Here is a 13,430-nt window from a genome sequence, read left to right on the forward strand (position 1 = left end):
CGGCAGTCGAGTTGGGACAGCATCTCTTCCGTGATCGCCATACCAGATCAACGATCCATTGCCCTCGAAGCAACAGGTTGATTCCTTACGGCTTCTGCGAACCCAGCACCTCTGATGACGGGCGGCGGGAAAGACCTCGGCCAGGGCCCTCCACAGGCCCATCGCGCCGTCACCGACCACCAGCTCCGGGTCGCGCATGCCCCGGCGGCGGCAGTCGCGCAGCAGGTCGGCCCACGACTCGGTGGACTCGCGCAGCCCCTCCGCGATGGCGATCAGCTCCTTGGCGCCGTCCAGCCGCACCCCGAGCAGGACCAGCACGCAGGAGTGCGCCTGGCCGAGTCGGACCTTGGGGTGGACGCCGTCGGCCCACACGTAGACGAAGTCCCGGTCCGCGAGGTCGCGCTGCTGGAAGGCGGCGTGGTCGTCCTGCCATTGTTTCGTCAGCCGGGTCACCGTCGCCGGCGACAGACCGGCCGTCGAGCCGAGGAACTGCTCCAGCGCGGGCACGAAGTCACCCGAGGAGAGTCCGTGCAGGTAGAGCAGCGGCAGGACCTCGGAGACCTTCGGTGACTTGCGGCACCACGGCGCCAGGATCTTCGAGGAGAACCGCTTACGCTCTCCGGTCTCCTCGTCCACCCGACGGTCGTTCACCCGAGGCGCGGTGACCTCGACCGGACCGGCCGCCGTGGTGACGATCCGGGACTGGTGGCGGCCGTTACGGACGACCGGGCGGCGCCCGCGCTCATCGCACTCGGCGGCCAGCTCGGCTATGTACTGGTTGACTTCGGCCTCCAGTGCGGCGGCGAGCATCCTGCGGGCGCCTTCGCGGACGATCTCGTCGATCAGGGAGCCCTCTCGCGTGGAGCCGTCCTCGTTGACTACGGTGAGCACGGGCGTCCCTTCCCAACCGACGCAGCAACATCGGCCTACTCGATGACCATCAAAGGATCAGGGAAGGTACGCCCTTCGCGTCCCTCCCGGAACCGATCCACAGGTCTTGAGTATTGCTCCCCATAACTGTGATTGCAGTACTAAGCGGCCTGACGGATATACGCCGCGCCGGAACGGTATGCTCAGCACTTCCCAGTGGTGGCATTCTGCAGCCCGGCATACCAATGTCAACATGACCGTGTTGCGATCCGGTGGCCACGCTACCGTTCAAGCGATGCACTGAAAGCACTGAGGAACTCTGTCACCGCAATACCCAAAGGCGACAGGAAAGGATTCCCGGTCGCGACACCGAGGCACCCGCCGAGGTAGTCAACCAGGTCTTCTCTGCGCGCCTCAGAGACGCCATCGTCAAATTTCATGAGGTCGTACATTCGAATGGCCGAAGCTGCAAAGTGGGCCGCCAGAATAACGCCGCGAAGGGATTTCCCCGAAGTTCCAGACGGGAGGACGAGGTCGCGTGGCGCGCCTTCCAACTGAAGATCCTGGATCTCGCCGAGCAGGTTCAGCCAGACGTGCGCGTGCTCATGGACCAGCGACTCCTCAAGGCGCCATCCTACGGCGAACGCACTGCGGCCCAAGTAGATGGTCTGCGGAAGCAGCGTGCTTGTCTGGCTCCTGATTCCCGGAACAGTTATTCCACGCAGGCGGATGGGAATCCCGAACAGGTCCTGCCAGTTAGCGATGCGGCCGGTCATCGCAACAATGCTGGACCCTACAAGCTCAGCCTCCCGGGCCGAGAGCGGGATCCAATCGTGCTCGGTGATGGCATGCCTTGCATGCCTTGCAAATATCCGGTTGGCATTCTCTGGCACAAGATAGTCGGCCAAGTTTGGGAATGCTTCCGGATCAGCCCGGCGGCGGACTTCGCACGTCAAGGCCAGGAGCATTGGCGGACGGAATTTATCGGAAACGAAGGGAAGGCCGCCAAGAGATTCTAGCAGGTCTGCCATTCCATGGTTTGACATAATTTTCTACTGCCTCCCGAAGAAGCTGATTCCATGGCGTGATAGACAGGCCGCGCCAGCATCCGATCTACCCAACTGCCGAGGCCATGTGCGAGGACAGCCGAGGGCCAATGCGCTTCAAGGTGGGCGTGAAATGTTCCAGCTTCGGGACAATCACACGCACCACTACCAGCGGGGACCCCGGAGGCGTCAGAATGACTCTGAGTATCTGGCTTACACCACGAGAGGCCAAGATGTCGACGAGTGTCGCCAAAGCACTATCGATACCCCGGGGGGTCTCGAATCCCGCCATCAAGCTGGAGAAAGGAACAGTCCTTTCCCGGCTGAGGATGAAGCTCTTCAGCCGTGCCACTGCCTGTTCCTCCGAGCCAGTACGCAGGCGGGAGAAGTAGTCATGTCGGTCAGTGAGGTCGTCACGCCCTCCGTGTATATGGGAGAGCCGAGACTGGGCCGCCTCGGCCAAGGCACGAACAGCGGCAATATCGCGGACGAGATGGACGCCGGCACCATGGGCTATAGCCACCGGGGAGTCTTCGCTAGGTTCCATGATAAATCCCGCGAAAAATGGCAGCCCGAACTCGTTGGGCGAGTACCGCAGGCATTCTGTCAGGCCGAAATTCGCTACTCGCGATCGGATCATATCGATCTCCGGTGGCATAACATCCATGTCCACCAAAACGGAATCGTCGCGTACGTAATTGAATGAGCGTATGTCTCGCTCGATGACTTCGCACAGCCCGTGAAGGACCGCCTCGTCAACCGAGTTCCCCGAGCAAAGCCCGTTCGTACTGGTCCCAAAGATCTGCTGGCCAGGATTTTCTCGATAAGGAGAGAAAACAAGCTCTGCCGGCACGAGGATCGCCTTACCGGTTTTTATATCCTCGGCTTCGACGCATGCCAGGGGACCGTCCGGATCCAGCGGAACGCCGACGGTGGGACAGAGGTCGACGAAGCGGAAGGAGGCGCTAGGCTGATCAGATACGTGTCTGGGAGAGTAGAGCTCCACGTCGATCTGCCGGTGGCGATACTCCGCGAAAGCGAATTCAATGGCCTCCATGTAGGCTCCCACGCGGGCCTCCATGGGGCGTGCTCCCTTGCCGGCGTTGACGCACAGCGACTGTGCGTCGGGGCGAATGCTGGCGAACACCGGAATCCCGAGACCGTCGAGCCACGTCGTATCGGTCACCCGAGTGATACCAAGGCTGGCTGCTAGCGGTCGCGCAAGGCTCAGTGTCTCGTCCAGGGAGCGCGTTCGGAGGCTCGAAGTCATGCGGTGCACGGAATCTACTGTCCTTCGTCAAGATTCGTGGCCCCGGCGACCGTCACGCGTTCGCGGGGCGGAGAACTAGTTCGCGGTCGCAGCTGGTGCTTCCGCTGTGAGGCGAGTCCCAGACTCCTGCTCTGAGCGATCAAGAACAAGTGGGGCCACGCAGAGGAAGAACGTGCCGATGGCGAGTGCGGCGCGTAGGCCGAAGGTCTCTGCCGCGATTCCACCGAGCAGTGGCGCCAGGACCTTTCCCGCACCAGTCAAACTCAGTACGGCAGTGTGAACTCGAGCTCGCATATTGGCTGGACAGATCTGCTGGCGCAGTGTTTGCTGTGTGGTGTTGTATATGGAGGCCGAGAACAGCAGGATAAACCAGCCGATGCATGCTGCGGCAAGGCCGACAAGCCCTCGTTGTGCGAACACCACGATCGCCATTCCCCAACCGCGGGACAGACCGAACCACCAGAGCCGTTGTCCGGTTCCCATATAGCGGCTGAGCCAGCCTATGCATGAAACCCCAACAAGTCCTCCTACACAGGCCAGGCCGTTGATCAGCCCCCATTGCTCGGCGGTAGCTCCGAGCTCCCGGATTAGGAATATTACCTCCAGCGGAGTTAGGAACATCAGAGACCACGACGTGAAAGCGTTGGATAGAGTCAGCCGACGTAGCTGTCGGTGCTTCAGCAAGAAGCTGATCCCAGCACTGATCTCGTTGCGGAAGTTACGCGCCTTGCGGCGTTCGGTTTCTGGCTCCGGAGTTTTCAGTAGGCAAACAGTTACGACGCTGGCCAAAAAGGATCCGACATCCAGCAGGATGGCACGCGCAGCGCCCAGCGCAGCCACCAGGACCCCGCCGAACATCGGCCCGCCGATATTCGCGATCCACGAGGTACTACCAAGTTGGCTGTTTGCTCGGAGTAGTTGATCAGACGATATCAGCGCCGGCAGATGAGCTTGCGAGGAGACGTTAAACAGCATGGTAAAAAGGCCGCAGAGGACAGCCACCACGTACAGCTGAACGAGAGTGAGCTGGCCGAGAGCCTGGGCCAGCGGGAGAGAGCCCAAAAGAACCATCCTCGCGAGGTCGGAGGCTACCATCACCGGGCGCTTCTTCATCGCGTCCAGCGCGGCGCCTGCCGGGATGGCGAGCAGTGCGCTGGCGACCGAGCTGCATGACGTGAGTAGGCCGGCTTGCAGCGGTGAGGCATGCAGGTAGATCACGCCGACCAATGGCAGAGCGAACTGAGTGACGGCGGATCCGGCGTCACTGATCGCCTTGCCGCTCCACAGGAGGGTAAAGTCTCGCGACACTGGCTCTTTCTTCATTGCTAGACGAACCCCTGTGGATCTTTAGTTTCGAGCGAGTGAGGTACTTTTTTGGAAAATTCTCCCAGCCGATCGCGGACGGCCTCACCCAAGGCAGTCAGATTTCGGCTGTCAGTAATCGTATTGAGGCAGCCAGCCAGGTAGCTGACCAGATAATTGAGCCGTTCACTGACCGGCTTACCTGCAAATTTCTGCTCGCTGTAGTAGACGACTGCGGAAGCCGCAAAGTGTGCGGCGTAAAGAACTCCCCGCGGGGTCTTACCTGTCGTCCCGGATGGCAGGGTCAGTTTTCCCTCTGGGCTGCCATGTTGCAGGTCGGACAGTTCGGCAAGAAAATTCAGCCACGTATGAGCCTGTTCATGGATCAGGGTCTCACGGAGGATACCGCCTGTGGCGAAGGCGGCTTCTCCGAGGAATATCGTCTGAGGAATAAGCAGATTACTGCTGCTCCTGAACTGCCCCTCGGAAACGAGACGGTAACGCACTGGGATTCCAAACAGCGCCCGCCATGCTGGAACCGTGTCGACGATGTCGTCCACGGCGCACCTGATTCGACTCAAGGCGTCGTCTGAGAGGTCGCTGGAGGCTACTATCGGGACCTCGACGCGACTCTGTCTGCGAAATATCTCAGCGGCATTCTCGGGATCCAGATAGTCCGCCAGCGCCGGGAATGCTTCCGGTTCTGCGCGCCGGCGCACTTCGGCGGCGAGCGTGAGCAGCAGGGGGGTTTGAACCGATGTATCGATGAACGGGATTCCGCCCACGATCGCCAATAGGCCAGGTTGCTCTGCACCTGCGGTTACACGATCTTCTATGCGTTCAGCCATGGCCGCTCTTCCATAAACCTCAGGAGATCGCTTGTCTTAACTCGGAACTGGTCGATCCGAGCCAGTGCAGCACGCGCTTCCTCGTCCGTGACTGACGTCAGGTCCACAAGGGCCATCCGCAAGCTATGGAGTGTCCGCTCAGCGTACCAACGCTTCTTTAGCCGCTCGGTGACGGCGGACAGCTCGGGGACGGTCAGTTGCCCTTGGGCGACGAGATCGTCGAGGAGAGCACGCATGTGCACCAGAGGTTCGGAAAACGGCTGGAACGGTGCTTCGCCCGAATGAATCAGGGTGACCTCGTCGTCATCGAAGTCTGGGTCAGTAGCATACCTTTCGAAAACTGTTCCGAATCCTCGCATGCCGAGGTGACTCATTTCGGCCGCTCGAATGGCCCCCATGGAAGAGAGTCCCCAGACTTGCCAGCCGCCGTCCAAGGCATCCCGGATTTCCACATGCCCGACTGACGGGTAACTGTGAAAAGTCCCGTCGACGATGACCATGATTCCAGGAGCAGGAGACGTGGAAACGACCTGGGCGACCCCGCCACGGGGAACCGGTGGTCGCAGTGAGACCTGATCACCGAATACCTGTTCCTGATCCAGGCCGTATCCGGTCGGCCCCAGGAAAACGATTGGCTTCAGAGCAGAGTTGATCACTGTACTTCCTCGAGCTGGGCTACGAAGCTGTTGAGTCGTGTTCCAATCCTCTTCAGTGACGGCTGGAAGTTTTCAAGTCCCGGCACGATCACTTTCACCACTTTCAGCGGCGACCGAGGAGGCGAAAGAACAACTCGAAGCACTTGGTGCAGACCGACACTGGCGAGGGCCTGAATCGTTCCTTCGAGTGCACTGTCGATGCTGTCGCAGGTATACTGCGCGTCAGCGATCCGGGAGTAGCGAACCGCATTTTCTGGGTTTCCCACCTGAGCCCGAATGCGTTGCGTTACTTCCGCTTCGACGTGACTTCCCCGCTTCTCAAAGTATTCGAATCGCTCAATGAGGTCGTCGCGTCCGCCGTGGATATAGGAAAGCCTTGATTGTGCAGCCTCCGCAATACCTCGGACAGCGGCGATATCGCGGATAGGATGCAGTCCAGCTCCGAGTGAGACGGCGATGGGGGCATCGTCGTGGGATTCCAGTATGAATCCCTCCAGATACGGGATGTCAAACGCATTGGGAGTCCAGCGGAGGGCGACCTGCAGGCGCGCGGTCTGGACTTTGCCAACAAGCTCTTGAATTTCCTCGGGAACCTCATCGAGAATAACGAGCCGCGACTGGTCTTTGAAATAGTTAAATGACCGAACATCTCGCTCGATAAGTTCGCACAGACCGTGCAGCGTCGCTTCAGCGATCGAGTTGCCCGAACTGAGACCGTTGGTGCTTGTGCCGAAAATTCGCTGAGCAGGATTCTCGGGAAATGGAGAAAAGGCCAGCTCCGCAGGCACCAACACCATTTGGCCAGTGGCCATATCTTCGGACTCCACACATGCCAGCGGACCGTTCGGTTCCACTTCTCGCCCCATGATCGGGCAAAGGTCCAGGAATCGGAACCGCGCAGCCTTCTGTTCAACAACCTCGGCCGGAGTCGCCATGACGAGGTCGATCGATCTGTTGCGGAACTCAGCCAAGGCGAATTCGATAGCCTCCATGAACGCCCCAACTTGCGCCTCCTTGGGGCGCACTCCCTTCCCGGCATTTACGCACAGGGATCGCCGGTTGGCGTCGGGGCGTATGCTGGAGTAAACAGGAATGCCGATACAGTCGAGCCAAGTAGTGTCAGTGACTCGGACTATGCCCAAAATCGCAGCCATTTCCCTGGCTTTTTCGAGAGTCTCGTCGAGAGAGACTGTCCTCAGACTCGAAGTCATTCGAAACATCGACAATGGCGTCTTTCTTCGCGCTACTATGGCGAGTTTGCAAGTATCTGCCGCGTGGCCTTTGGCCACGCGGCAGATGCGGACTACGAGTTCAGCTCACCAATCAAACCAGCGGACCGGTCTCGGTGGGGTGGTTCTCGTTGTCCGCCTCAGACAGGGCGTGGTAGCCGGCACGCATGATGCCCTCGTCCTCAAGCAGGTGCGCGAACTTGGCGACTGCGTCGGGGTCGAGCGTGAACTGAGCCCCCTGCTCTCCCATGTGAAGTCACTCCCTCCGTTAGCCGACAGCCGAGTTGCTATCGGCTTCATCACGCTACCCCCAGAATCACCCCGAGAAACAGCAATCAATTTATTCGCCATTGGGCAATAAGTATCCAAATAGGGCGATTGGCCTGCTTTGGGTGGCGTGTGGTGCTTGTCTATATCGGTTTGACTAGTACTGCAACCACAGTTATGGGGTGTGACCTCTGCGTTTGTGGTGACGGGTCCGTAGCGGACGTAGTACCCGATGCCGCGCTGCTCCAGCCAGACCCGCAGGTGCTTGACCTGCCCGTAGGCCTCGTCCGCGGTTACCCACGCGAACGGCACCCCGGCGTCGATCACACGCCGCAGCATCCACCGGAAGCGCTCGTTCTCGTCGCGAACGGCACCTCATCGGGCACGCCGGCCGCCCGGCAGGCCCGCGATCATCCGTCCAGGACGCCGGCAGGCACAGCTCCCGGTCGATCAAGACGCGGCCCGTCCCGGTCCGCCTCGCCCAGCAGGCGCTGCATCCCGATCGGCATGCCCCTCGCCCACGCGCTCCGCGAGCATCCACCCGTTCGTCCGCTCCAGCGGCACGATCAACCCTGCCATGTCAGGACACGCGCACGCGGCTCCGACCTGGAAAAACGCGCAGCGAACCGCACGTGCAGCCCGGACAGCATCTCCTGCCAGGCCTCGATCTGCCCCACCCCGAGATCCACAGACACGGCAACACACAACCACAGTCACCGGCAAAACTCACAACCACCCCACCAGTAACCGTGATTGCAGTACTAGCCGGCGACGGCGCCTGCCGTGACGGGACTTCGGTTCCGGGTGGTGACCTCGTCGTCCGTGGCGGCGGGTGCGGCCGCATCCGCCCGCAGGAGTGGCAGGCCGCGGGTTCCTCTCTGGCGGGACCGTTGAACGCTCCGGCTCGCCCCACCGGCCGAGGCCAGCGGCTCCACGGGCTGGCCCGCCGCCAGCCCGGCGGTCGAACGGAATCGGTTCAATGCCGCGTCGGTGACGCGGTGACCGTCAGCCGAGTGGGGGGCTCGTCCGTGGCGCCGGCGGGATGTCGAGCACGGTCGCGCAATCCGAGTCGCCGTTGAGCTCGTGGAGGAGGACCTGTCCGGGGGGACAGCTGGTCGGCTGCGGCCGGCTGGCACTGAACGTGGGCCGGGGCGCCGGGATCTGGGCGGCCTGCTGTGGCGTGGAGGGCTTCGGTGCCGCCGGCGCGGTGTACCGGCTCGGCGAGGGGGTGGACGGGTGGGACGTCGTCTCCGCCGAGGAGGCACGCGCGTGGGATGTCGTCGTCTCCGGCACGGGGCTCGGGGACGCGGAGGGCACGAGCGAGGGGCTGGCGGCAGGGCTGGCTGTGGGGCTGGACGAGGGGCTCGAACTGGGCAGGGAACTCGGGCTGGGACTGGGAGAAGCACTCGGGCTGGCCGATCGCGGCCCTGGCACGGCAGCGGCCGTGGTGTGCGTGCCGAACAGGGCCAACCCGCCGGCACCGGCCAGCGCAAGGCTGACCACGCCGGCCGCCGCGCCGAAGGCGACCTTCCGTCTGGTTGTCGCGTTCACGGGGTACTGCTCGTCGTCGCCGCCCTGCACCGATGGGCTCCCTCGCTCGATCTGCCATCTGACGGCGCGGATCCTAGCGGGTGCGGTGGTCGAGCCGCCGAGGCGGTTCCGGTCGGGCCGCCAGGACTCCCTTCCCTCCTGGCGGCCCGTCGGGATGGCGGGCGCTACGCCCGGACGGTGGTTCTGGCCTCGGTCGCCGCCTCACGCGGAGCGGGCTGCGGCCGGCGGGTGGGGAGGAGGAGGGAGACGGGCACGGCGGCGGCGGTGAACGCGAAGGCCCACCAGAAGGCGTCGCCGAAGGCCCCGGCGAGCGCGCCGGGCGTGTGTGCTCCGGCGGCGGTGCGCTGGAGGATCACGGCCAGGACGGCGGTGCCCATGGAGCCGCCGACCTGCTGGGTGACGCGGGTGATGATGCTGGCGTGGGGGATCTCCTCGCGGCCCAGGCCCACGTAGGCGGCACCGGTGAGCGGGATCATGGCGGCGCCCATGCCGGCGCCACGGAACAGCAGCGCGGCCAGCAGGACGACCTTGTCGGTGTCGGCGGTGACGAACGCGAGCGGCAGCGTGGCCGCGGTCACGATGGCGAATCCGGTGAACGCCACCCAGCGGGGACCGTAGCGGTCGGTGTACCTGCCGGCCAGCGTCCGGGACGCGAGGGTGCCGACGCCCTGGGGGATCATCAGGAGGCCGGCGCCGAGCGCGTCCTCGCCGCGGACCTGCTGGAAGTAGAGCGGCAGCAGCAGCATCGCGCCGTACAGCACCGCGCCGCTGAGGAAGCCCAGGACCGAGGCGGACGCCAGCGGGCGGTGGCGGAACAGGCGCAGGTTGACCACGGCCGCCCCGGCGCGGGGCAGTGCCCAGGCGACGAACGCGCCGGTCAGCACGAGGCCGGCGAGCAGGGGGACGAGGACCCTGGCGTCGGCGAAGCCGGCCCGGCCCTCGACCTGGGAGAGGCCGTAGATGACGGCGGCGACGCCGGGTGAGAGGAGCAGCATGCCGACCACGTCGAGGCGGGCGCGGTCGCCGGATACGGGCCGGTCGTCGGGCAGGTTGCGGTGGGCGAGCCAGCCGCCGACGGCGCAGAAGGGAACGTTGACCAGGAAGAGCCAGCGCCAGTCGCCGAAGTTGAGGATGATCCCGCCCAGCACCGGGCCGAGGATCGGGCCGAGCGCGGTGGGCAGGGTGATCGTCGCCATGACCTTGCCGAGGTTGCGGCCCTTGGCGGCCTGCATGATGAGGGTCACCATCAGCGGCATCATCACGCCGCCACCGATGCCCTGGACCGCCCGGAAGACGATCAGGCTGGTCGCGTCCCAGGAGACCGCGCAGAGCACCGAGCCGAGGAGGAACATGCCCAGGGCGGCGATCCACAGCCGCTTGCCGCCGATGACGGACTGCGCCCAGCCGGCGATCGGGATCGTCACGAACATCGCCAGCAGGTAGCCGGTGCTCACCCACTGGATCGTCGAGATCGTGGTGTGGAGGTCCCGGGCCAGGTCGTTGAGGGCGACGCTGACGATCGTGGTGTCGAACACGACCGCCATGGCGCCCACGATGATGGTGAAGGCCATGCGCCACACGGCAGGATCGACGCGGTCGGGATCCGCCGGTGCGGGCGGAGCGCCGGCCGTGGGAGAGGTACTCACGAACAGCCACCTAAGATGCGAGAGCGTTTCTTAACGGGCTGAGAGTAGACTCCGGGCATTAGGATGCGCAACTGTATCTAAAGTGAGGAGCGGGCGATGGCGGAGCGGCGCCGGGGCGCGGTGCTGGAGGAGGCCCTGCTGGACGCGGCCTGGGCGGAGCTGACGGAGCACGGTTACGCGAACTTCACGCTGGACGCCGTGGTCCAACGCGCGGGCACCAGCCGGCCGGTGCTCTACCGGCGCTGGCCCGATCGGCAGGAGCTCGTCCGGGCCGCCCTCGCCCACGTGCTGAACCGCGAACACCTCGACGCCCCGGACACCGGGAGCCTGCGCGGCGACCTCCTGGGCCTCATGCGCGAGATCAACGCCACCCGCGTCCAGCTCGTCACCGTCATGAGCGTCCACCTGGCCGGCTACTACCAGGAGACCGGCACCAGCCCCGCCGACCTGCGCGAACTCCTCACCGCCGGGCGACGGAAGAGCGCAGTCGACGCCCTGTACGAGCGGGCCCTGGCACGGGGCGAGATCGATCCGGAACGCCTCACCGACCGTGTCCGGGCCATCCCCCTCGACCTGCTGCGCCACGAGTTCCTCATGACCCTGGCACCGGTCCCCGACCCCGTCCTGGAGGAGATCGTCGACACGATCTTCCTCCCTCTCGTCCTCCCCCGTCACGGATGCCCGCCCGAGGCACCGAGGCCGTGACCCGCTCTCGGCCGGTCGGCGACACCGCGAGCGGGATGCCCTGAGCGTCGACGAGGACGTGGTGCCGCCGGTCAGCGCCCGGCGGCAGCGGCAACCGATCAACATGGTGGTCCACAGCGACACCCGCGGCGCCATCTGGAACACGGGCACCTGGCAGGCCGCCAACCAGTAGGCGCACAGCTCCTCGCGAGATCGACCGGATCGTGAACAGCACGGGGCGGCAGCTCCAGGCGCTGCCGCCCCGTCAGCTGCTCGACCTGGTCAGGTGTAGGCGCAGATCACGTAGACGCTGATGCCCACGCTGTCGTGACCGGGCTGGTGGCCGATGCCGACCCAGCCGTTGCCATCGTCGGTCGGGAAGTTGCCGTTCAGCACCGAGTCGTTGCCGCGGGCCTCGGCGCCGCCACCGATGGCCTTCTTGCCACCCGGGCAGTAGACGGTGCGGCGCTGGAAGTTGCCCACGTTGGCGTTGGGCAGCGTGACGATCTGGTAGCCGTCGACGGCCCGGGTGGCGGCCGGCCGGCTCTGCTGCGCGTCGCCGGTGTCCTCGGCGGCGGCCTGCATCGTCCACCCCACGCCGGCGGCCAGCGTCATCGCCATCGCACAGGCGCCCAGCACGAGCTTGTTGCGCGTCATCTGCGTCGTCTCCTCGGAGAGTGTGGCGAGCCTCGTGATCGAGCTCTCGCTTCGCCCCGAGCATCGGCAGCCGGCAGTGGACGAGTTGAGCTAAACCCCACTTTCGATGGAATACGAAGCATTGGCGCCGTAGACAGGCTTCGCCCTGCCGGCGGACGGACTTCGCTCCGTCGGCGGCCGAGCTCCCGGGTCCCCACTCACCGTCGTTACAGCTCACCGTCGTTACAGCTCACCGGCCAGGATCCGGCGCTCCTTCTCCGGGGCGATACCGATCACGTCGCCCTGCAGGCCCTGCCTGTAGGGCCGATCGAGCGGGCCGCGTTCCCGCAGCCAGGCCCAGGTGTCGCGCACCGTCTCGGCGATCGGACGGCAGCGCAGGCCGGCCCGCGCTGCCGCGCCGGCATCCGCCCGCCAGATGCCGGCCGGCTGCCCATCCTTGAACTCCGGGTACCAGAGCGGAAGTTCACTCCAAGGCTCGACCTTGGCGGCGAGCACCCGCTGGTCGTCCAGCCAGACCAGCTCGGCATCCGACCCGGTCGCCGCCACGCATGCCGACAGCAGCTCACCGTAGCTGCTCGACCCCGACAGTGAGGTGGTGACGAACCGGCCGCCCACGCCCCGTTCCCCCAGATCCAGCCCGAAGACCGCGAAGTCCCGGGCGTCGATCAGCTGGATCGGCAGGTCCGGGCGGCCGGGAGCCAGCGTCCGGCCGCCGCGCGCCATCCGCTCCAGCCACCAGGGCAACCGCCCGATGTTCTCGTGCGGGCCGATCAGCAGACCGCAGTTGAGGATGGTCGAACGCTCGGTCCCGAACTCCGCGAGCACCGCCCGCTCGCAGCCCGCCTTGAGCGCGGTGCTGAACGGCAGGTCGGGCGGCGAGTCGGCGGAGCACGGGTGCAGCGACGAGTTCTCGTCGACCGGCCGGTCGGGCCAGTCAACGAAGGCGTGGATCGAGGAGACGAAGACGTACCGGCCGGCGTGCTCACGCAACGCGCGGGCCGAGGCGGCGACGGTGTGCGGCTGCTGCCCGCTGGTGTCGATCACCACGTCCCAGCCGCGACCAGGACCGGGCGCCCGCTCGACCAGCGCGGCCAGGTCCGCCGCGCTCTCACGGTCACCGTGCACCGTGTCGGCGCCTGGCAGGTCGGGGCCGGAACGGCCGCGGTTGAAGACGGTCACCTCGTGGCCCCGCACCAGGGCCTCGGTGACGAAGGCGCGGCCGAGGAAGACCGACCCGCCGAGGATGAGGATTCGCATGCGCCGATCGTGCCCCGCGAACCGGCCCGCGGACCGAGCGTTCGCCCGCGGCAGATCCGCTGACGGCGGATCCGCTGTGCGCGAGCGGCCGGCGAGCCGTCGGGCGGCTGGAAGAGCGGCCCGAGGTTCCCCTCGGCCGTCACCTCG

Annotated in this window: 12 protein-coding genes; 1 reads left to right on the plus strand and 11 read right to left on the minus strand. The window is 65.0% G+C overall.

The annotated features are described in order from the left end of the window. The 9 genes from ACIGXM_RS34340 to ACIGXM_RS34380 form a co-directional block, all read right to left on the minus strand. Positions 1-891: IS256 family transposase (locus ACIGXM_RS34340; RefSeq protein WP_396567962.1), on the minus strand; the 891-nt coding region annotated here is incomplete at its 3' end. 260 nt (positions 892-1,151) lie between these two features. Continuing rightward, positions 1,152-1,901, minus strand: a complete 750-nt coding sequence (locus tag ACIGXM_RS34345) for a hypothetical protein (RefSeq protein WP_396567964.1) — start codon at positions 1,899-1,901, stop codon at positions 1,152-1,154. An 82-nt stretch (positions 1,902-1,983) separates the two neighbouring features. Continuing rightward, complete coding sequence (locus tag ACIGXM_RS34350; protein ID WP_396567966.1) at positions 1,984-3,186, minus strand: YcaO-like family protein; 1,203 nt, start codon at positions 3,184-3,186, stop codon at positions 1,984-1,986. Between the two features lie 75 nt (positions 3,187-3,261). Beyond that, entirely contained in the window at positions 3,262-4,509 is a 1,248-nt protein-coding gene (locus tag ACIGXM_RS34355; protein WP_396567968.1) for an MFS transporter, read from the minus strand. A gap of 2 nt (positions 4,510-4,511) precedes the next feature. Beyond that, positions 4,512-5,336, minus strand: coding sequence for a hypothetical protein (locus tag ACIGXM_RS34360; protein WP_396567970.1), 825 nt, complete (start codon positions 5,334-5,336; stop codon positions 4,512-4,514). After that, positions 5,321-5,992: a TfuA-like protein gene (locus ACIGXM_RS34365; protein ID WP_396567972.1), complete on the minus strand. Its 672-nt coding sequence runs from the start codon at positions 5,990-5,992 to the stop codon at positions 5,321-5,323. Before ACIGXM_RS34365 ends, ACIGXM_RS34360 begins: the two co-directional genes overlap by 16 nt. Continuing rightward, entirely contained in the window at positions 5,989-7,203 is a 1,215-nt protein-coding gene (locus ACIGXM_RS34370; RefSeq protein WP_396567974.1) for a YcaO-like family protein, read from the minus strand. The genes ACIGXM_RS34365 and ACIGXM_RS34370 overlap by 4 nt, the downstream gene beginning before the upstream one ends. A gap of 112 nt (positions 7,204-7,315) precedes the next feature. Further along, entirely contained in the window at positions 7,316-7,471 is a 156-nt protein-coding gene (locus tag ACIGXM_RS34375; protein WP_396567976.1) for a hypothetical protein, read from the minus strand. 1,732 nt (positions 7,472-9,203) lie between these two features. Continuing rightward, positions 9,204-10,610, minus strand: coding sequence for an MDR family MFS transporter (locus ACIGXM_RS34380; protein ID WP_396567978.1), 1,407 nt, complete (start codon positions 10,608-10,610; stop codon positions 9,204-9,206). Positions 10,611-10,781: 171 nt separating this feature from the next. Here ACIGXM_RS34380 and ACIGXM_RS34385 point away from each other — a divergent pair, with 171 nt between their 5' ends. Next, entirely contained in the window at positions 10,782-11,390 is a 609-nt protein-coding gene (locus tag ACIGXM_RS34385) for a TetR/AcrR family transcriptional regulator (RefSeq protein ID WP_396567980.1), read from the plus strand. Between the two features lie 261 nt (positions 11,391-11,651). On the opposite strand, the gene ACIGXM_RS34390 is transcribed toward ACIGXM_RS34385, so the two are convergent. After that, entirely contained in the window at positions 11,652-12,026 is a 375-nt protein-coding gene (locus tag ACIGXM_RS34390) for a hypothetical protein (protein WP_396567982.1), read from the minus strand. A 222-nt stretch (positions 12,027-12,248) separates the two neighbouring features. After that, complete coding sequence (locus ACIGXM_RS34395; protein WP_396567984.1) at positions 12,249-13,283, minus strand: NAD-dependent epimerase/dehydratase family protein; 1,035 nt, start codon at positions 13,281-13,283, stop codon at positions 12,249-12,251. Between the last annotated feature and the right edge of the window lie 147 nt (positions 13,284-13,430).

The sequence above is a fragment of the Kitasatospora sp. NPDC052896 genome (genome assembly GCF_044547075.1).
Lineage (GTDB): Bacteria > Actinomycetota > Actinomycetes > Streptomycetales > Streptomycetaceae > Kitasatospora.

Bases quoted from the DNA above. Each gene is read 5' to 3' on its own strand.
- ACIGXM_RS34395 (WP_396567984.1), bottom strand. From the start codon at position 13,283: ATGCGAATCCTCATCCTCGGCGGGTCGGTCTTCCTCGGCCGCGCCTTC.
- ACIGXM_RS34350 (WP_396567966.1), bottom strand. From the start codon at position 3,186: ATGACTTCGAGCCTCCGAACGCGCTCCCTGGACGAGACACTGAGCCTT.
- ACIGXM_RS34370 (WP_396567974.1), bottom strand. From the start codon at position 7,203: ATGACTTCGAGTCTGAGGACAGTCTCTCTCGACGAGACTCTCGAAAAA.
- ACIGXM_RS34360 (WP_396567970.1), bottom strand. From the start codon at position 5,336: ATGGCTGAACGCATAGAAGATCGTGTAACCGCAGGTGCAGAGCAACCT.
- ACIGXM_RS34380 (WP_396567978.1), bottom strand. From the start codon at position 10,610: ATGGCCTTCACCATCATCGTGGGCGCCATGGCGGTCGTGTTCGACACC.
- ACIGXM_RS34390 (WP_396567982.1), bottom strand. From the start codon at position 12,026: ATGACGCGCAACAAGCTCGTGCTGGGCGCCTGTGCGATGGCGATGACG.
- ACIGXM_RS34375 (WP_396567976.1), bottom strand. From the start codon at position 7,471: ATGGGAGAGCAGGGGGCTCAGTTCACGCTCGACCCCGACGCAGTCGCC.
- ACIGXM_RS34345 (WP_396567964.1), bottom strand. From the start codon at position 1,901: ATGGCAGACCTGCTAGAATCTCTTGGCGGCCTTCCCTTCGTTTCCGAT.
- ACIGXM_RS34355 (WP_396567968.1), bottom strand. From the start codon at position 4,509: ATGAAGAAAGAGCCAGTGTCGCGAGACTTTACCCTCCTGTGGAGCGGC.
- ACIGXM_RS34385 (WP_396567980.1), top strand. From the start codon at position 10,782: ATGGCGGAGCGGCGCCGGGGCGCGGTGCTGGAGGAGGCCCTGCTGGAC.